Genomic DNA, 19,395 nt, shown 5'->3' with positions numbered 1-19,395 from the left:
AGCACGGTTGCCGCGCGCGCAGGGACCCTCAACGGCGGGTCGGCGTGATGCGGGTGATGCGGTCGCCCTTGGGGTCTTCCGCGCCGCGCGACTTGTTGACCGCGAACACATTGCCCTTCCCGTCCTCACGGACGTGGTTCGGGAACGTGCCGCCGTCGAGGTTGCCGACCACCTTGCCGGCGCCATCCACCACCGTCACCGTGCCGGCGCCGCGGTTGGTGACGTAGGCCAGGCCGGCGACCGGATCGAAGGCCACGTTCAGTGCGCCCGCGCCCACCGCGACATCGTGCAGCACCTTGCCGCTGGCCACGTCCACGATCAGCAGGTTGTCGGTGCCCTGCGAGGCCACGTACAGGCGGTTGTGCTTCGCATCGAAGGCAACGCCGGACGCGCTGATCGCGTTGCCGAGGTCGATCACCTTGTCCACCTGACCGCTGGCGACGTCGATCACGGCCGCCTCGGGCGTACCGATGCTCACGGTGAACAGCTTGCCGCCGGCCTCGTCCAGGACCAGGCTCATCGGCACGAACTTCTCGCCGTCCACGCCCGAGGCCAGGGGGATCGGGGTCAGCGCCGCGAAGGTCTTCGCATCGAACACCGACAGATGGTCTTCACCGGCCGCCGAGGCGAACACCTTGCCACGCCTGGCATCCACCACCACGTCACGGGCATGCGGCACCGCGCCGACCGGGAACTGGTGCACCAGCGACAGGTCCGACTGGCGATACACCGCCACCGTGTCCTGGCGGGTGTTGCTGACCCACACGTTGCCGTTGGCGTCGTCCACGCCGACGCCGTAGACCGCGAACACGCTGCCGCCCTTCGCATCGGGCACCTGCGCCGGAGTGATCGCCTTCATCACCTTCAGCGTCTTCGGGTCCACCTTCAGCAACTGCGACTGCGTTACCGGCGGACGACCCACCGCCGAGGTCACGAACAACGCGTTGCTGGCAGCGCTGTAGCTGCTCTGGTACAGCCCCTGCACCAGCTTTGCGGAGCGCTGGCTGAAGTCCTGCTGCCCGCTCAGCGGCAGATTCGGCGACACCCGCAGCGCCACCACCGTGGCGGCCGCCGGCTGGCTGGCGCGCACCACCAGCGGGTGCTGGCCGGGAACGGCGTCGAGCGGCACGACCACGCTGGCCTTGAAGTTGCCCTGCGCGTCGACCACATAGGGCGTGGCGTTGAGCACGGTCTCGCCGCGCAGCAGCGTCACCTGCTGGCCAGGCACGAACGCGCGCCCGGTGACTTCGGCGGTGCTGCCGGCCACCACGTTCTCATTGCGGGCACTGACCGTGCCGCGGAAGCCATTGGCCGGCGCGTCGAACACCGGCTGGGCGGACACCGCACCGGTGAGCAGCGACAGTGCAAGGCTCAACGCGGCAACGCGCGGGAGGGAAACGAATCGGGACATAGCAGACTCCTTCTGTAGGGGCGCGCCAGCGGCGCGTGTCACAAGGGTTGCCTTGGCGTGGCCGCATCGCTGCGGCGGTGGCGCGTGGCCACGCATTGCCTGGGTAAGAGGAACTCGATCAATCGGCAGGTGCGTCCGCCGCCGTAGCGGACGGCGCGGCACTGCGGTCGGCCGCGCCATACAGCGCGGCCAGGGTCGCCTTCAGCGACGCCGGCAGCATCGGCCCGTGGCCGAGCCCGGGGAATTCGCGGTAGCTGACCTGCACGCCGGGCACGCGCGCCAGGCGTTGGCTCAACGTGTACGCGGCATCCGGCGTTGCGCCCGCGATCCGGCGCAGATGCGCCACGACACGCGGGTTGGTCATGTCGCGCACGCCGCGGTTGCCGCTGCGCTCGTCGCCGCCCAGCATCAGCCACACGCGTGCCGGCGATGGTTCGGCAATGAAGTGGTGTTCCATCGCGCCCTGCGGCGCACCCTGGCTCCACCACAGCGACGGACTGGCGCTCACATAATTCTGGAATGCCGTCGGTCGGGTATACAGCGTGCTCAGCACGAACAGCCCGCCCAGCGAGTGGCCCCACAGCGATTGCTGCTTCAGGTCCACCCGGGCACGGCGTTCCACTTCCGGCTGGATGCGCTGCTGGATCACGTCCAGGAAGGCCTGCGCACCGCCACCGCTGGACTGCGGCGCGCCGTTCTCATCGTCGGCGGTATCCACCCAGGCGGTGTAGTCGATCGTGCGCGCCGGGGAATCGATGCGCAGGTCGTTGTCGTAGCCGATGAACACCAGGACCGGTGCCGCATGCGCGGCGAGGTCGGCGAGCAGCGCCTGGTCGAAGACCATGGCCGCCGCGTTGCCATCCAGCATGTACAGCACCGGCGCTGCCTTGGCGGCTTTCTGCGTGGGCACCCCAACGTTCACCCGCCAACGGCGTGCCGGCGTACCGCTTTCGATCACGAAACGCTCGAAGCGGTAACTCTGCGCGGGCTGGTCGAGGACCGTCTCACCCACTTTCTGCAACGGATTGCGCTGCTGCGCGGCGACCGGTGCCGCCGCGACCATGCCAAGTGCCGCCGCCACGCCAACGGTGCGAAGCCAGGGGGACAACGAAGGTATCAGGCAGGAAAGCACGACAGGCAAGACTCACGGCAAGGCGATCAGCCCAGTGTACCGTAAATGCGAATGGGTATCACTTGCCGCAACCCGACTCTCCGTCCCGCGCCTCGGCCACGCTGGCGTACGTGTCACCGCTGGCGTCCACCCAGCCAAGCAGCGGCAGTGTCGCCGACAGTTCCGCAGCACGCGCCTGCGGGGACACCACCATCTCGCGCCGGGTCCCCACCGGCTCCAGCTCGGCCAGCCGCGCCGCGCGATCGTCGTCGGTACTGAACAGATCACCGGGGCCGGACGCTGGCGTTGTGGTCTCGGTCGCGATCTTGGTCGCCTGCACCCGGACCTGACCGTCGGCGTCGCGGGAAACCTCGAGCGCATATCGCTCCTTGCCGTACGCCCATGACGTCGTCTTCTCCGTGCGGATCGACGCCCCGGCGGCCGGAAGTTCGGCCTCCCTGCCCGCCACGCCGGTCAGCATCGCCATCCCGGCAAGCGCTCCCATGTACTGGGCGCCGCGGATGGCCCGCAGCTGGTTGCCCGCCAGCGGTGCAGCGCCCGCCTTGTCCGGCGCCGTGTTGAGGAAGGTGGCGCGCTTGCAGATCGTGAGCACGATCGGCACGCCGCCCCCGCTGCCGTGCCGCACCAGCATGTCGCCATTGGCGAACTGCTCGATCACCGCATGATCCGCCGCACCGCCGGAAGGCAAGGCCTGGGTGATGGTGATGCGCGCGCTCCGCTCGATCAGCGCCTCGAGGGTCTCGGGCCTGTCAGAAGCAACAGCACTGGACGAGAACGCGACACCGGCAACCAGCACGCACGACAACGAAGCAGACTTCATCAACATTCCTTTGCGGACGGCGACGCCAGAGGCGCGCCACAGGGAGCCGAATGATACGCCAGCGGCCACGCCACCACCTCCCACAAACGAAACGTCCGGCCACGGGCCGGACGTTGGTTATTCCATCTTGGCAGGAGCTTATTCTTCTTCTTCCTGCTGGCCGCCCTGCTGGTTGCGCTCGCGCTTCTGGTCAGCGTCCTGCTGTTGCTGCTGGCCCTGCCGCTGCTTGTCGCCCTGCTGGTCTTTCTGGTTCTGCTGGTTCTGCTGGCCTTGCTGCGGATTCTGCTGGCCCTGCTGCGGATTCTGCTGGTTACCCATGACTGTCTCCGAATGTTCGGCGTCGAGAGTGATGCCGGTGAACCCACACTAGGCAACGCCGCGTTACCGCAGCGTGCGTTCAAGCGACCAGCGCATAGACACCTCACACATGTCGGTAAACAGTTCATTACCTGGCTTGCTGTCGTCACATCACTGTCGCAGCGTGGACATGCGGGCGAGCGTGATCATGGCGTGGCGTCGAAGATCACGGTGACATCACCCCGGTAATGACTGCCCGGATGCGCCAACATGGTGGTGACTGCCTCGCCGTTGACCGCGAAGTGCAGACGCGAGGGACGGCGAATGACGAATGCATCCGCGGTCAGCACGGGCGGGACCATGGTCGTGGTCAATGCCACCCCCAGCGCATCCGCCCCGGTCACCGCATCGTGGAACCCCGGCAGCGTGAGCCGGATATCCAACGGCGCATCCTCGGCATCCACCGTCATGTTGCGAATCGCGCAACGCCCGTCCGCAAGCGGATGCTGGCACTGCAGCGACACGCTGAACTGCCCCGAACTGCTCAGCGCGAACGGCAGCTCGCGTTCCAGCCGCGTCGGCACGATGCCGTGATCGCTCCACTGGGTCCACCCGCTCTTCGGCGCGAGCACGGCGCGATCGCTGCCGGGCGGAAGGTCGAGCTGGAAGGCGTGCTCCACATCGAGCCGGAAGTGGACGTTCACCAGGTTGTCGTCCAGTGCCACGCCGTTGCCAAGATCGAAATCCGCGCCCTCGCCGGTGCCGCCCACGCGAAACGTCGTCATGCCGGTGTACAGCCCACTGCGCATCGCCAGCGGCGCCGGCGTGGTCAGCTTGTAGGTGAAGTCGAACTCGGTGATCAGATAGTTGTTGGTGGAAATCCAGTGCAGTGCACAGGCCACGACACCGTCCCCACCGTCGCGGCGCAGGAACATGCGCATGACGGTGCGATTGAGGGCGCTGGTATTCTTCAGCCCCAGGTCGCAGTTGCTGGGATTCCCCGACGAGGCCGGCTCGCGGGGTCCGTCACCGTCCGCGTCCACCAACCGCATCGCCGCGCCGATGATGTTGAAGCCGAGGTCGAACGTGTGCAGCCCATCCTCCGAGGTGACGCGTACCGTGCGTGGCGCGGGCATGCCGATGTAGAAACCGTTCGGGCCGTAGGTTGCCTCGCGGATCCCCTGCTTGGTGCCGCGGACCTTCGTATCGATACTCCACCAGTTGTTGTTGATGCACGCCGCCTGGTGGGTGCCCACGCACACACCGGACCACGGGGTGGTATTGACGAACTCGCGCTGGTTCGAGTTGTCGATGTCAGGCTTGAAGTCGGCCGTGATGTAGATGTCGGCCGCCTGCGCACTGGCGAGGCCGGCAAGCAGGGCCAGCACTCCCAGCCCGAACTGCAGGCGATGTCGCGCGACGGTTGAACATAGGTGACGGATCATGGTGTTGCTCCAGCAGCCGGTGCGGCCAGGCCGCGCTGCACGGTGGTCGGGGACGGTGGGCACTGCAGGATGCCGGCCAGCCACGTATCACCCTGCGGGCGCGTGGTGGTGCCGTCGAGCTCGAAGCTGCACGTGGCCACGCGCGGGTGGCGCACCTCCAGGGTCGGCTGCCGCGCACTCATCTCCAGCGCAAAGAACCCATCGGCCTCGGCAACGCTGCGTCCGGCGTGGTTGATCACGTGCGCCCCCGCCAATGGCTGACCCGCCGCATCCCTTAGGTGCCCCATAACGGTGAAGGTCTGCAGCACCTCGACCGTGCCGTAGGCGACTCCGCCCTTGTTGAGGTGGTAGTCCAGCGTCGTGGGCTGGATCGTCGCGGCGGGCGCCTCCCGCCCCTCGAAGTCGAGCTGCAGTGCCCCGCTACGGTAGGCGGAGACCGGGAGGAAGTTGCGCCCCGGCAGCAGCGGGTAAGCGCCCCCGCGCGTGTCGTACGCGCGCAGGGCGACACCGACGAGCTCCGAACTGACGTCCACGATCATCCCGGTATCGACGCCGCCCACCTGCCCCCCGCCGGCCATGGCCAGCCTGCCCCCGCCGATGGCCAGGGTGCTGTCGAGATTCAGGCCACCACTCAGGGTGCCGCCCAGCGAGGATCGCTGCGCATGCACGTCGCCTCGCAATGCCGGGTGCTCGAACAGCGTGGTTGAGCTGAATCCCAACCCGTCGCTGTCGAGCGTGGCTTGGCCGGCCACGCTGCGCAGCAGGCCGCGCGCATGGCTTTGCTGCGCGCCCGCGCTGGCGTACAGGGTGCGCCCACCATCGGTGGTGCCACGACTGCCGAGGCTGCCGGTGTACCGACGCCCCTCGCGGCCAAGCGCGATATTCAGGGTGAAGTCGATTCCCCGGTTGCGTTGCATGCCGCTGCTCGCGTTGGCCGGGCGGTCGAACACGGAGGCACGCCAACTGGCATCGCTGCCGAACAGGCGCTGGCGGCGGCTGAACGAGAGGTCCACGCCAACGCCCTCGCTGATACCCGTGTGATGCGAGATGCGTGCCGCGAGATGGCTGCTGTCGCTCAGCCGATGGTTGATGCCCAGCGCACTTGTCCGCAACCAACCCGAGCGGGTCTTCGGCGGCGGCGCGCCTGGCGGCATCGGCAGAAGCGTGTCGTCGCCGGGCCGCCGACGCTCCTGCCAGCTGCGATTGTGCGAGACGATCGCGTTGCCATGGCGATAGCGCCACACTCCCTGCAGGTCCACCCCGCTGCCATGGCCCCCCGTGTACGCATTGGTGTAGAGGTTCGACCTGCCATCGATCTGCCAGTCGACCGAGCCGGCAAACGAACGCGCCCCCTCCAGATGCTGCCCGGACAGTCCGACCACCGCACGCGGATGGGCAAGGTAGTTGAGGATGCCACCTGCGGCGACGCCGCCCGCACCCGGATCGCCAATTCCGTCCAGCAGGGTGTGCTGCAGGCCGGCGTATGCGCTGTACCGCCAGCGTCGGCTCGGATCGCGCCAGTTGCCCGGCTTGTGGATCACGGTGGTCTCGCGCGCGCTCTCGCGGCCGTCTTCCATCACCCGGAGCTCCACCTCGTAGATGCCGCCCGGCAGCCGCCGGGTGTCGAGCTGCTGCAGGCCAGGCTGCAGCGGCTGGGTCAGGATCAGGCTGCCGTCGCGGAACACCTCCACGCTGCCCTCGCGATTGGCAGTCACGTAGACCGGATACAGGCTGGGCGTACGGGAATCCCGTGCAAGGCTGTCGGAGGAACCGGCCATCATGCCCACCGCGGTACGACTGACAGACCCGGCGCCGCGCGGCTGCCGGGTCACACCCTGGAAATTCGGCAGGAAGTAGCCGACGCGCAGGAAGTGGTCACGCAGTTCGCGCTGCGCATACACGTTCTGCAGGGAGTGACGCAGCTCGGCGCCTGCGTCGCTACCGCGGTCCACCTGGTAGTTGCCCACCAGGGTCCACCCGCCCAGGCTGCCCAGCGCGTCGACCGCGTAGCGGCCCGCCGCGTCGATGCCCTCGCCCGCATACGCATTGAGCTGGTGGCGCAGGATGAGGCCGCGGCTTCCGCCTTCGGGCAGCGCATGGTGGCGCACCTCGGCCACGGCCCGGCCGCCGGTGTCGGTGGCGAGGGACAACAGCGAGTTCTCGAGACTGTAGTGCAGCCGAACCAGACCCTGCTCACAGGCCTGCCTACAGGCACCCAACGCATGTGGCGTCGCCAGTACCTTCAGCCAGCGCTCGCGCTCGCCGGCGGGCTGGTCGCTGCCGTGGCTGTCGGTGAATTCCAACAGCGACAGGGTATTGCTGCGCGAGAGCACGGCCCGGGCATCGCCGAGATACCGGCCATCGCGTTCGACACGTACCACGAGCGGTACGTCGAAGAAGTGATCACGAAAGTCATCCGGCAAGCCGCCCGCCTGGTCAAGCAGGGTGAGGCTTTCCAGCGCGGCAGGCGCGGCCAGCACGGCGGCGCTGGCGCACTGGAGCATGACGGCGCTGGCGAGGGGAAGCAGACGCGGCAAGTGAACATTCCTCTGCATGAAGAGAGGGGCGCGCGGGCGCCCCTCCGGGGGCAGCAGGCGCTGCCGTGGCACTGTCAGCCGCTGTGCGCGCTTACGGCGTGCCGCTTTCGAACATCATGAAAACGTTGCCCTGGTAGGTGCCGTGCGCGTAACCGCCCGCATCGGCGTCAGCGGCGACGATGGTCACGGCCGCGCGCTTGCTGGCGGCGGCTTCGACCGGGGTGGCCACTTCCACGGCATTGCTGGCACCGACCTGCAGCGCCTGGCCGGCCACATTGACCGTCAGGTCGATCGCATTGCCGGCGCTGGTCAGCATGGCGTCGGTGGTGAGGTAGGCAGTGATCGCGCCCAACCCGCTCTTCATGTCGACCTGCTGCTGGATCGGGTCGAGGCGCTGGGTGGCAATGTTCCAGCGCATGCTCTGGGTCTGGCCGGCCCAGTCACCGACCGGCGAGATCTGCAGGCCGGTGGCCGACGGCACAACCGCTTCCACGGTGACCTGCAGCGGAAACTGCTCGGTGGCGGCGATCGCGGCACCCGGGGTGAGCATCAAGGCGGCAGCGGCGGCCAGAAGGGTGGTTTTCAAGGTCATTGCAGTACATCTCCGAGGGTGGAATCGGCTCCGGAGGGAGCCAGGGGGCTGAGCAGGACGTCCTTGCGGGCATCCCCCTCAATGATCTGGAAGCGGTACACCTGGTCCGCATGCCGCGTGAAGCGTTCGGTACGCTGCGGCAACAGGTGGATCTTTCGCGCTGGCGAGCACCCGGCCGCCTTGGCCGTCGCACTGCACTGACGCACGTCGTCGAGCACCACGGTGGTGTTGCCGGCATTGCGCAGCTTCACGTGCCCGTCGCGGGTCTCGGTCTGCACGCTGTAATGCGCCTGATCGGGATGCACGATCACGAACACGCCGTACCCGGTCAGCACGTTGACGCCGGCCGACAATTCCTTGCGGTAGTCGTCGCGCTGCGCATCGGTCAAGGCGAACTCGTCTTCGGAACGCGGCAGCACGGGAACGAAGCGCACGCGGTAGTAGCGCTCCGCGCTCCGGTCGCCCTGCACGAGCAGGCGGGTGGCCTGCTGCCCCTGCGCCGGCACGATCAGGCGCGAGGGGCTGGCGATCAGGCCTGCGGCCGCACCCGAGGCGGCCGTATCGACAGGCACTTCCTGAAACGTGCCGTCTGCGGCGTAGCGCACTTCCGCGATCTGCACACGTACGAACGCCGTGGCCTCACCTGTGTTTCGAACGCGCTTGAGCAGCGCCCGCGTGCCGGGCGCTGCGTATTCGTACATGGCGCCGACGTGGATCGACGGCGCGGCGGCACTGCATACGGCGGGAAGAAGAACGGCCGCTGAAAGCAGCAGAAGACACTTCATTGCAGGACTCCACGACGGGACGGCGGCGCTGCGTCCGGCGCATCGCACCGGCCCGTCGCCGAGGACTGCGAACATACGCCCACGTCTGGAGCCACCGAATGCAATTCGCTTCAATGGTCACTGCAACAAATTGCGGCCATCCGCATTCGGATCGCCGCGCCGGCTACAAATGAAAACGCCCCGCAATGCGGGGCGTCCTGTTCAATCGATGCGATGCACTACGGCCATCTACTTCGTCGTGGCCGCCTGCCACGCGGCCACCTTGGCGCGCGTCTGCGAAAGCAGCGCATCCAGCGCCTTGCGGTCGTATACCTGGCCGCGCAGCACCACGGTGTTGATCGCGCGCGTTGCCTGGATGTCCTGCAGCGGGTTGGCGTCCAGCAACACCAGGTCGGCCGCCCTGCCCTCGGCGATGCCGCCGTAGCGGTCCAGCGTGCCGAACCATGCCGGACCCGCACGGGTTGCCGCCGACAGCGCCTGCGCCGGCGTCAGGCCTTCCTTGACGAACAGGCTGAGCTCGTCATGCAGCCCGATACCGGGATAGTTGTACGAATTGAGAAACCCCGCATCGGTGCCGGCCATGATCGTCACGCCGGCCTGCTGCAGCATCGGCAGCACGGCCGCCACCTGGTGGTAGTTCTGGTGCCGTGCGGCGATCTGTTCCGGCGTTGCCTTGGCCGCACGCTCCACCCGCCAGGCATAGGTCGCCTGCAGCTTCGGGCCGATGTAGGCCAGGTACGGATCCTGCGCATGGCTGTCCTGGTCGAGGAAGTCGAGGATGCGGCCGCCGTTGAGGGTGGGTGTGACGTACACGCCCTTGGCGGCGAAGCCACGATAGGCATTCATCGCCGTGTCGTGGTCGAAGCCGGCGTCCAGCCGCCGATTGGCCTCGGCGCGGTCGATCCGCTTGGCGGCAAAATCCGCCGCGATGGCGGCCTCGTCCTTCACCCCCGCCTTGTAGGCGTAGTCCAGGTGCTCGATCGAGCTGATGCCCGCATCCACTGCCTGCTGCACCGTCAGCGCCATCGGAATGTGCCCGGACGCGCGCAGGCCATTCTCGCGCGCGCCGCGTACCGCCGACAGGAACAACGCCGGCGACAGGGTGCTGTCGGTGATCTTGACGAAGTCCACCCGGTCGCGCTTCAGGCGCGCCAGCGCCGCATCCAGGTCCGCCTGGCTGCCGACTTCCATCGTGCCCTTCCAGACCGGTTTGATGCCTTCGATCTTCGCGCCGGAACTGAACAGCTGCGGGCCCTCAAGCGTGCCGTCGGCGATCTCGCCGCGCCATTGCAGCACCTGCTCGGGCAGGTCGCCGGAGCAGTCGCGGATGCTGGTGATGCCGTGCGCGATGTACAGCGGCAGCAGCGCCTTGTTTTCCTCGATCAGCTCCGGGCCGCCGCCGAAGTGCACGTGCATGTCCCACAGGCCCGGAATCAGGAAGCGGCCCTTGCCATCGATGCGCTGAGACGCGCTCCACGCCTTCGCAATCACCCGGTCCTCGCCGACCGCCACAATGTCGTTGCCACGCACCACCACCGCCTGGTCGGCGTGCGTGGTGGCATGTTCGACGTCGACCACGGTGGCATGGCGGATGATCAGGTCGGCCTGCTCGGCAGCCAGGGCGACGGGCGCCAGCGCAAGCAGCAGTGGGACGGTGGAAAGCACGATGGATTTCATGGCAACCGCAGAACAGGAAAGACCACCGCACCTTACGGTGCGGCGGTTGGCATTCACCAGTTAAATTTCATCATGTACTGCATTCATTATTCAAATGCATGTCACACCTCGCCCTGCATGGCCGGCCTGGCCTGCACCTGCGCCAGCCAGGCCGCGACGGCGGGATGCCCCTCGACCCCGGCCCCGACGTAGGTGCCGTAGCCGACCACCTGCGCAACCACCAGATCGACCAGCGAGTACTCCGTACCCAGCATCCACGCCCGGCCAGCCAGGCGCCCCTCAAGTACATCCAGCAGGCCCTTGGCGTCCGCAGCCGCCGCTGCGGCGTGCCGCGCGTCACTTAGCGTTTCATCGGCGGTCGCCAGGCGCAGTCGGCCGATCACGGCCATGTAGGTCACGTAGGCCCACGCACACCACGACATCGCCTGCAGACGCTCCGGTGTGTCGGCCGCCGGCCATAGCCCGCGGGCAACCCCGAAGCGCTCGCCCAGCCACAGATGGATGGCCAGGCCTTCGAAGATGGGCGTGCCGTCCACCACCAGGCACGGCACCTTGCCGTTGGGATTGATGGCCAGGTATTCCGGCGTGCGCTGCTCGCCGTTGCGGATGTCGATCCTCACCCGGTCGTGGGGAACACCCAGCTCGGCCAGTGCGCAGGCGACGGGGGTGGCGCTGGACATCGGGTGCCAGTAAAAGACGACGGACATGTGGAACTCCTTGTGGTTGTCGGTGTGGAAAGGTGCGCCGCCGGGGGCCTTGCACCGTGGACACAGGCTAGCCACCATTGCGGACAGATCCTGTCCTCGACAGGCGCGACCCTGCACCCATGCTCACCACCTCTGCCCGCCTGCTGCGGCTGCTCTCGCTGCTGCAATCCCGACCACACTGGCCCGGCAACACGCTGGCCACCGACATCGGCGTGCACCCGCGCACGCTGCGCCGGGACATCGAACGCCTGCGCGAACTCGGTTACCCGATCCAGGCCAGCAGCGGCGTGGCCGGCGGCTACGCGTTCCGCGCCGGGCGCGCATTGCCGCCGCTGCTGCTGGACGACGAAGAGGCGTTGGCCGCCGCACTCGCACTGCGCATGGCGGTGAGCGGCACCATCAGCGGCATCGAGCAGACCGCCATCACCGCGCTGGTGAAGCTGGAGCAGGTGATGCCCGCGCGGCTGCGGAAACGGCTGGATGCACTGCGCACCGCGATCCTGCCGATCGACCAGGGCGGGCCGCTGGTAGACGCCCGGCTGCTGGCCACGCTGGCCAACGCGTGCCGCGACCAGCTGCAGCTGCGTTTCGACTACGCCGACCGCCAGGGGCAGCCCAGCCACCGGCAGGTGGAGCCGCAGGGCGTGGTGCATGCCGAACGCCGCTGGTATCTGGTGGCGTGGGACACGCTGCGGGTGGATTGGCGCACCTTCCGCATCGACCGCATGACCAGCACGCCCGAGGTGGGCGCGCACTTCCGCCCCCGCCCCTCGCCGGCCAATGGCGACCTGCGTGCATTCGTGAGCCAGTCGCTGTCGCTCGGCCCTTACGGTGACGAGGCGCGCGTGATCCTGCACGCCCCGATCGAGACGGTGCGCGAGCGCATGCCGAGTTCGGCGGGGCTGCTGGAGGTGGTGGACGCACAGCGTTGCCTGTTGCGGTGTGGCGGCCATCCGCAGGGGGCCGTGGTGTACTGGCTGCTGGCATTGGAACTGGAATTCGAGATTCTGGGGCCGCCGGCCCTGCACGTGATGATGCGCGATGCGGGCGCGCGATTGGGGCGCAGCCTGGCACGCGCCGAGGCGGCCGTTGCCGATTGAACCGAGGGATTTTGTCGCGCGCATGGGCGCGTGCTACAACGGTCAGCATTCGTTTTCCGGATACTGCAATGCCCACCAGTGGCAATACCAATCGCACGCTGTTCGAGCTGGATCTGCTGCGTGCAATGGTGATGGTGGCCGACTGCGGCAGCTTCACCACTGCCGCGGCGCGCCTGCATTCCACCCAGTCCACCATCAGCCAGAAGATCCGGCGACTGGAAGCCATTGCCGGCCGGCCGCTGCTGGTACGCGGCAACCGCGACGTGCATCCGACCGACGCCGGCCAGACCCTGCTCGGCATCGCGCGGCAGATGCTGTCGCTCAACGACCAGATGCGCGAAGCATTGGCCGGCGCCACCGTCGCGGTGACCGTGCGCCTGGGCGTGCCGGAGGATTTCGTCAACGCACGCACCAGCGAGCTGCTGGGGCGCTTCAACCGCCGCCATCCCCAGGTGAAGCTGGAAGTGACCAGCGGCCTCAGCCGCGACCTTGCCGCGGCCTACGACCATGGCGAACTGGACCTGGTGCTGGTCAAGCAGCGCCGCAACAGCCGCCAGGGTGTGGCGTGCTGGCCCGAGCCGATGCGCTGGGTGGACAGCGCCCGCACCCCCTGCATCGGCCTGGACCCGGTGCCGCTGGTGACCTTCCCGCCGCGCGGCCTGTACCGCGACGAGCTGATCGCCGCCGTCGAAGGCATGGGCCGCCGCTGGCGGATCAGCTTCACCAGTTCCAGCCTCAGCGGCATCCAGGGCGCGGTGGCCGACGGCATGGGCATCAGCCTGCTGCCGGCCCGCGCCATGACCCGCGAGCATCGCGCCCTGACCGCGCGCCAAGGCCTGCCACCGATAGACAGCATCGAGATCGCGATGCTGCATCGAAGCAACGCCGAACCGCTGGTACTTGAACTGGCGTCACAGTTCATGCGCCTGCTCCACCGCGAGCGGCGCTGACCCGCGCCACGGCAACCGGCGCGTGTCAGCGACCTCAGAGAGTGACGCGTCTCTCGTCCCGGTTATAGGAATAGTCCTAATCTGACGTCAGGGCATCTTCCGCGCACGGCGAACCGGAGAGAATGGCGCAGACCCCATGACTGCGTGCCTACTTTGTCTCCACGCCCTCCAGGCCCCCTGCTCGGACCGGTCCGCCCACCGGTGCTGAAGATCGCCCTGCTGGACGACCATGATGTCGTCCGGCGCGGCAGCGTCATGCACCTTGCCACCGATGCGCGCCTGCAGGTGGTGGGCAACCACGCCCGCAGCCGGGCGCTGATCAACACCCTCATGCAGCACACGGTGGACGTGGCCGTGATCGACTACGCGCTGGCCGAGGGCGACCTGCAGGGCATGGAACTGCTGCGTCTGCTGCGCCGCCGGTTCCCCCGCGTGAAGCTGCTGATGTTTTCGGCCAATGTGCATCACGTAATGATCTCCAACACCATCGCCGCAGGTGCCGCCGGCGTGGTGTCCAAGGGCGAGTCGCTGGAGGCACTGGCCCGGGCGGTGAGCCGTGTCGCGGCGGGCCACATCCACCTGCCGATCAACTACCGCGACGAACACGAAGCCCATCGCCTGTCGCCGAGCGAACGCGAAGTGCTGCAGATGTGCCTGAGCGGGATGACCGTCACCGACATCGCGCTGAAACGGCACCGCAGCATCAAGACCATCAGCACGCAGAAGCACGCGGCGTTCCGCAAGCTGGGCCTGCGCACCGATCGCGACCTGTTTACCCTGCGCCATCAACTGGCGGTTCTGTGAGTCGAAGCGACTGGGCGCGCGCCAGCACGCTGCTGGTGATGCTGGCCGCCGTACTGCCACCGGCGGCGACCACGGCAGCAGCACCGACCCCGCGGGTGGTCCGGGTGGCGACCGATCCCTCACAGCACCGCCTGCTGGCCACCGAAAGCCGCGCCGCGCGCGATTCCAACCTCATCAGCGGCTACTCGGCACTGGTCGCGGAGCAGACCGGCCTGCAGTTCCGCGAGCGGCAGGTGGAGTCCACCCAGGCCGCATTGCAGGACCTGTGCGATGGGCGTGCCGACCTGATGCTGCTGCTGGGCCCGCTCGACAATGCGCCCTGCGCCGCGCTGGCGACCTCGCCCGCCTACTACCGGGGGCAGACCCTGCTGGCCAGCCGCCACACCGTGCCCAACCCGCCGGATCTGGCCGACCTGCGCCGGGTGGCCGTGGTCCGCGGCAGCCGCCACGATGAATGGATGGCGGCCTACTACCCGCACCTGCAGGTGGTGGCGCTGCCGACCCTGCGCGAGGCGCTTGCGGCGGTGGAAACCGGCGTGGTGGACGTGGCCGTGGGGCTGGACGTGGCGATGCGGCCCCTGGTCCGCCGCGACCACGGCGACAGCCTGCTGCTGCACGGCGGCCCCAGCACCCTGCCGGGCAGCCTGCACCTGGTCGTGCGCCACCAGGACCGGCCGCTGCTGGAACAGATCCACCAGGCCATGCGTTCGATCAGCCCGCAGGAACACGCCGTGCTGATGCAGCGCTGGACCAAGGCGACGTATCTCAGCGGGCCGTCGCTTGCGGTGCTCTCGCGGCATTTCGGCTGGGAACTGCTGGCGATGGGTGTGATCCTGGCGGCGCTGCTGGTGGCCGGATTCTGGTTGCGGCGCGCGCAGCAGTCAGCCCGGCGCAGCGAGCGCCAGCAGGCCCAGTTCATTGCCATGATGAGCCATGAGGTGCGCAATGCCGCGCAGGCATTGGTGACCTCGGTGGACCTGCTCCACCACTCCGGGCTCGACCAGGGCCAGCGGCAACTGGTGAACGCCGCGCGCGCGGCTGGCAACGGACTGCGCCACCTGCTGGGCCACGCGCTGGATTATTCGCGCCTGGCCGCGGGCCAGTACCACCCCACCCCGGGCTGGGAAGACGTGCGGCAGCTGGCCCGCGAGTGCCTGTCGGTCGTGCGTCCGGCGGCGGAAGGCAAGGGTCTGGTGCTGGTGCTCAAGCAGACCACCGACCCGATGCCACGGGTATGGATCGACGGCGATGCCCTGCGCCAGGTGGTGAGCAACCTGCTCGGCAATGCGCTGAAGTTCACCGACCAGGGGTACATCGAGGTCAGTGTCGGCCTGCAGCTGGGCACGAACAGCGCGCACCTGCGGGTGGCGGTGCGCGACTCCGGGATCGGCATCGCCAGCGAACACCAGGACACGGTATTCAAGCCGTTCGCGCAGGCGCATGGCTCGCATTCGCGACACGCGGGCGGGGCCGGCCTGGGGCTGTCGATCTGCGCGGATCTGGTCCGCGCCCTCGGCGGGCAGATCACGCTGCGCAGCGCACCGGGTCAGGGCAGCTGTTTCGAGGCATGCATGCCCGTCGTCATTGAAGGTGCCGGCGCCCGCCCGGCGGGGCAGCCGCTGGCCGGGCGCACCCTGCTGCTGGTGGAAGACCATGCACTCAATCGCAGCATGGTCAGCCGCCACCTGGCGGCGCTCGGTGCGTCGGTCACCAGCTGCGCCGACGGCGCCACCGCGCTGCGCAGCCAGGCCAGCGAGCCGTGCGGCGTCGTGCTGCTGGACTGCGTGCTGGACGACATGAGCGGCTACGAGCTGGCGGTGCTGCTGCGCCAACTGGAGCAGCAGCGCGGCGCGATCCCGGCCCTGCTGATTGCGTTGTCGGCCAACGACTCGACCGCCCATGTGGAACGCTGCCGCGCCTGCGGCATGGATGCCGTACTGTGCAAGCCGCTCGATACCCGCCAGTTGCTGGAGGTGTTACGGGTGGACGACACCGCACCGGCCGTGTCGACGGCGGCCATCGGTGCCGAGCCCGGCGCGGATCCCATGTGGCTGCAGTTCCTGCAGTCGCTGCAGGAGGAGCAGACCGCCCTGCACGACGCCCTGCGACAACAGGCCGCCGAGACCCTGCGCCACCATGCGCATCGCCTGGCCGGCATTCTGCGCATGCTGGGACAGCCTGCGCTGGCGGCGATCGCCGGTGACCTGTACGAACTCGAATTGGACCGCCCGAGCGACTGGCAGGAGGCCGAGCGCCTGCTGGGCTACCTGCGTCCGGCGGTGGCGCTGATGGTGCGTGGCGAGGTTACTTCAGCTGCAACGGATACCGCTGCCACAGCACATGCACCAGAAACCCGGTCAACTCCGGATCCTTTCCACTGATCGCCGCACGGATCTTGTCCAGCAGCACCATGTCGCTGCAGGTACGCACATCCGCCTTGCCGGTCTGGCCCGCGCGCCGCTTACGGTAGCGGGCCGCACGCTGCGCATCGGTCATGGCGTAGCCGAACGTGGGCGGCCGACCGCGCTTGCGCGGCAGCATCAGCTCCAGGGTGCCGGGGTCTTCTTCATCACGCATGACAGACGGGGGGAACGCAAAACGGGGGCCGGAACAATATCGTGAGATCTCACGGAAATCCAGCGGATTTACGTGAGATCGTAGTGCCAGGCTCTGCCTGGCAACCTCAACCGACCTTCACCGGGCGATCTGCCACTCCGCCAACCTTGCGCCCAGCCACACCAGCGCAAAGCCGGCAAACAGGCTGATGCCGAGATAGGTGGGCATGACCCAGCCGCGTCCGTTGCGGACCAGCAGCACCGCTTCCAGCATCATCGAGGAGAACGTGGTCAGGCCACCGATGATGCCGACGATGGCAAAGGCGCGCCAATACGGCGCTGCGCTGCCCCGGGTCTGCAACCACACCACGACATAGCCGACCGCCAGCGCGCCGATCAGGTTCACGGTGAGCGTGCCCCACGGGAAGCCGTTGCCGAACTGGCGCAGCATGGCGTCGCCGATAATGAAACGCAGCGCGGCGCCCAGTGCACCTCCGGCCATCACCAGCCCCAACTGCTGCCACCACGCACCGAAACCACCGCTCATTGCTGCCCCTTGCGCGCCCGCGCCTGCTCGCGCTCGGCACGCAGCCGGTCGAGCTTTTCCTTGAGTTTGATCTCCAGCCCACGTGCCACCGGCTGGTAGTACACGCGCTCGCCCATCGCGTCCGGGAAGCCGGTCTGGTCCAGCGCGATGCCGCCCTCGGCGTCGTGGTCGTACTGGTAGGTCTTGCCGTAGCCCAGCTCTTTCATCAGCTTGGTCGGCGCGTTGCGCAGATGCAGCGGCACCTCCTGGGTGCCGGTCTCGCGCACTTCCTGCTTGGCCTGGTTGAAGGCCGCATAGCCGGCGTTGGACTTGGCGGTGCTGGCCAGGTACAGCACCAGCTGGGCGAAGGCCAGCTCGCCTTCCGGACTGCCCAGCCGCTCATAGATGTCCCACGCCTCCAGCGCCATCGACTGCGCGCGCGGATCGGCCAGGCCGATGTCCTCGATGGCCATGCGGGTGAGCCGCCGGGCCAGGTAGGACGGATCGCAGCCGCCGTCGAGCATGCGCGTGAGCCAGTACAGCGCGGCATCGGGATTGGAGCTGCGCACCGACTTGTGCAGTGCCGAGATCTGGTCGTAGAACTGTTCGCCACCCTTGTCGAAGCGGCGCGTGCGGTCGGCCAGCACCTGCACCAGCATCTCCGGACTGATCCGCCCGCCTTCGCCGCCGGCCAGTTCTGCGGCGATCTCCAGCAGGGTCAGGCCGCGACGGACGTCGCCGTCGGCGGCAGTCGCGATCTCCAGCAGCGCCTCGGCGCTGACCTGCAGCGATTCGCCGCCCAAGCCGCGCTCCGGATCCTGCAGGGCACGCTCCAGTGCCTCGACGATGTCGGCCGGCGATACCGATTCCAGCACGTGCACGCGGCAGCGCGACAGCAGCGCCGAGTTCAGTTCGAACGACGGGTTTTCGGTGGTCGCACCGACAAATACAATCGTGCCGCGCTCGATATGCGGCAGGAACGCATCCTGCTGGGCCTTGTTGAACCGGTGCACCTCGTCCACGAACAGCACTGTGCGGCGCCCTTCGGCGAAGCGCTGCGCGGCCTCGGCCAGCACCACGCGCACCTCCGGCAGTCCGGACAGCACGGCCGAGATCGCGCGGAATTCGGCGTCGGCGTAATGGGCCAGCAACAGCGACAGCGTGGTCTTGCCGCAGCCCGGCGGACCCCACAGGATCATCGAGTGGACATGCCCGGATTCGACCGCGCGGCGCAGCGCGCTGCCCGGTGCCAGCAGGCGCTTCTGTCCCACCATCTCGTCCAGGGTCTGCGGGCGCATCCGCTCGGCGAGCGGGCGCATGCTGTCCCGATCCACCGCCAGCAGATCCGGCCCGTTGAATGTCGTTCGGTTTCTAGCCACGCGTCATTGTAGAGCCGGGCCATGCCCGGCTGCACTTATTCCCCGATGACGTCGGTGCCCTTCGGCGGCGCGAAGCTGAAGGTCCCGGCCGCGAAGCCCGGGTTGCGCTTCCAGCCACTGAAGTTGATGACCGTGCGCTGGCCGACCGCATCCACCACTTCCATCCGCGCCAGCCCCTGGGCATTGAAGCCCAGCGCCGCGTACTGGAACGAGGTCTCGGTCTCACGCTTGGGGCTGAGTGACAGCCACTGCAGGCCATCACGGGCAGCCGCTTCTTCGCTCACGTCGTACTGCTGGTCCAGCAGCTTCGGGTTGATCAGCGCGGTCAGCGGGCTGTTCTGCTCTTCGGCCCCCTGCGGGCGCTTGGTGGCCTGTTCCAGGTCCTTCTCGTACACCCACACGTTCTTGCCGTCGGCAATGATCAGCTGTTCGTGCGGCTTGAGGTACTCCCAGCGGAACTGGCGCGGCGCCGACAGCGCCACACGGCCACTGGTGGTTTCCTTCACCTTGCCCTTGCTGTCGAACACCTGCTGGCTGAACTGCCCGTCCAGGCCCTTCAGGCCCTGGCTGAAACGATTCAGCTCGTCGCGGGCGCCGGCCCATGCACTGGCCGAACCCACGCTGGCGCAGACCAGGGTGGCGGCAACGAGATAGCGGCGAAGGGAGCTGTGCATGCGG

At 68.1% G+C, this 19,395-nt stretch carries 18 protein-coding genes; 4 read left to right on the top strand and 14 right to left on the bottom strand.

Annotated features, from left to right (window positions below; all coding sequences use genetic code 11):
* Positions 1–28: 28 nt before the first annotated feature.
* The 10 genes from ACOZHM_RS00170 to ACOZHM_RS00125 all read right to left on the bottom strand — a co-directional run bounded on the left by ACOZHM_RS00170 (position 29) and on the right by ACOZHM_RS00125 (position 11,403).
* Positions 29–1,411, bottom strand: a complete 1,383-nt coding sequence (locus ACOZHM_RS00170; RefSeq protein WP_421566890.1) for a YncE family protein — start codon at positions 1,409–1,411, stop codon at positions 29–31.
* A gap of 118 nt (positions 1,412–1,529) precedes the next feature.
* Entirely contained in the window at positions 1,530–2,474 is a 945-nt protein-coding gene (locus ACOZHM_RS00165; RefSeq protein ID WP_421567460.1) for an alpha/beta hydrolase, read from the bottom strand.
* A gap of 127 nt (positions 2,475–2,601) precedes the next feature.
* Complete coding sequence (locus ACOZHM_RS00160; protein ID WP_421566888.1) at positions 2,602–3,363, bottom strand: hypothetical protein; 762 nt, start codon at positions 3,361–3,363, stop codon at positions 2,602–2,604.
* Between the two features lie 138 nt (positions 3,364–3,501).
* The gene (locus ACOZHM_RS00155; protein ID WP_421566886.1) at positions 3,502–3,681 is read right to left on the bottom strand and encodes a hypothetical protein; all 180 of its coding nucleotides are present in this window, start codon (positions 3,679–3,681) and stop codon (positions 3,502–3,504) included.
* 185 nt (positions 3,682–3,866) lie between these two features.
* Positions 3,867–5,105 carry a hypothetical protein gene (locus ACOZHM_RS00150; RefSeq protein ID WP_421566884.1) on the bottom strand — a complete coding sequence of 413 codons (1,239 nt, stop codon included), beginning with the start codon at positions 5,103–5,105 and terminating at the stop codon, positions 3,867–3,869.
* Positions 5,102–7,642 (bottom strand): CS1-pili formation C-terminal domain-containing protein, encoded by a 2,541-nt coding sequence (locus tag ACOZHM_RS00145; RefSeq protein WP_421566882.1) that lies wholly within the window; start codon positions 7,640–7,642, stop codon positions 5,102–5,104. Before ACOZHM_RS00145 ends, ACOZHM_RS00150 begins: the two co-directional genes overlap by 4 nt.
* A 91-nt stretch (positions 7,643–7,733) precedes the next feature.
* The gene (locus ACOZHM_RS00140; protein ID WP_421566880.1) at positions 7,734–8,228 is read right to left on the bottom strand and encodes a CS1 type fimbrial major subunit; all 495 of its coding nucleotides are present in this window, start codon (positions 8,226–8,228) and stop codon (positions 7,734–7,736) included.
* Positions 8,229–8,230: 2 nt separating this feature from the next.
* Positions 8,231–9,019 (bottom strand): CS1 fimbrial subunit B flags: Precursor, encoded by a 789-nt coding sequence (locus ACOZHM_RS00135; protein WP_421566878.1) that lies wholly within the window; start codon positions 9,017–9,019, stop codon positions 8,231–8,233.
* A gap of 228 nt (positions 9,020–9,247) precedes the next feature.
* Positions 9,248–10,684, bottom strand: coding sequence for an amidohydrolase family protein (locus ACOZHM_RS00130; RefSeq protein WP_421566876.1), 1,437 nt, complete (start codon positions 10,682–10,684; stop codon positions 9,248–9,250).
* A 113-nt stretch (positions 10,685–10,797) separates the two neighbouring features.
* Positions 10,798–11,403, bottom strand: a complete 606-nt coding sequence (locus ACOZHM_RS00125) for a glutathione S-transferase family protein (protein ID WP_421566874.1) — start codon at positions 11,401–11,403, stop codon at positions 10,798–10,800.
* Positions 11,404–11,522: 119 nt separating this feature from the next.
* Between ACOZHM_RS00125 and ACOZHM_RS00120 the strand changes: the two genes are divergently transcribed.
* From ACOZHM_RS00120 to ACOZHM_RS00105, 4 genes are all read left to right on the top strand, one after another.
* A complete protein-coding gene (locus tag ACOZHM_RS00120; RefSeq protein WP_421566872.1) occupies positions 11,523–12,503 on the top strand; it encodes a helix-turn-helix transcriptional regulator in 981 nt (326 codons plus the stop codon).
* 68 nt (positions 12,504–12,571) lie between these two features.
* Complete coding sequence (locus ACOZHM_RS00115; protein WP_421566871.1) at positions 12,572–13,453, top strand: LysR substrate-binding domain-containing protein; 882 nt, start codon at positions 12,572–12,574, stop codon at positions 13,451–13,453.
* Positions 13,454–13,654: 201 nt separating this feature from the next.
* Positions 13,655–14,257, top strand: a complete 603-nt coding sequence (locus ACOZHM_RS00110) for a response regulator (RefSeq protein WP_421566869.1) — start codon at positions 13,655–13,657, stop codon at positions 14,255–14,257.
* Entirely contained in the window at positions 14,254–16,638 is a 2,385-nt protein-coding gene (locus ACOZHM_RS00105) for an ATP-binding protein (protein WP_421566867.1), read from the top strand. Before ACOZHM_RS00110 ends, ACOZHM_RS00105 begins: the two co-directional genes overlap by 4 nt.
* On the opposite strand, the gene ACOZHM_RS00100 is transcribed toward ACOZHM_RS00105, so the two are convergent.
* The 4 genes from ACOZHM_RS00100 to lolA form a co-directional block, all read right to left on the bottom strand.
* The gene (locus ACOZHM_RS00100; protein ID WP_421566865.1) at positions 16,562–16,834 is read right to left on the bottom strand and encodes a hypothetical protein; all 273 of its coding nucleotides are present in this window, start codon (positions 16,832–16,834) and stop codon (positions 16,562–16,564) included. The two genes, ACOZHM_RS00105 and ACOZHM_RS00100, sit on opposite strands and share 77 nt — an antisense overlap.
* 117 nt (positions 16,835–16,951) lie before the next feature.
* Positions 16,952–17,359: a fluoride efflux transporter CrcB gene (crcB, locus tag ACOZHM_RS00095; protein ID WP_421566863.1), complete on the bottom strand. Its 408-nt coding sequence runs from the start codon at positions 17,357–17,359 to the stop codon at positions 16,952–16,954.
* Positions 17,356–18,657 (bottom strand): replication-associated recombination protein A, encoded by a 1,302-nt coding sequence (locus tag ACOZHM_RS00090; RefSeq protein WP_421566861.1) that lies wholly within the window; start codon positions 18,655–18,657, stop codon positions 17,356–17,358. Before ACOZHM_RS00090 ends, crcB begins: the two co-directional genes overlap by 4 nt.
* Before the next feature lie 95 nt (positions 18,658–18,752).
* Positions 18,753–19,391, bottom strand: coding sequence for an outer membrane lipoprotein chaperone LolA (lolA, locus tag ACOZHM_RS00085; protein ID WP_421566859.1), 639 nt, complete (start codon positions 19,389–19,391; stop codon positions 18,753–18,755).
* Positions 19,392–19,395 lie beyond the last annotated feature (4 nt).

This window comes from Stenotrophomonas sp. PD6 (assembly GCF_049199305.1).
Classification (GTDB): Bacteria; Pseudomonadota; Gammaproteobacteria; order Xanthomonadales; family Xanthomonadaceae; genus Stenotrophomonas.
The sequence above is the reverse complement of the archived record's forward strand: the minus strand, read 5'-3'. Positions and strand labels throughout refer to the sequence as shown.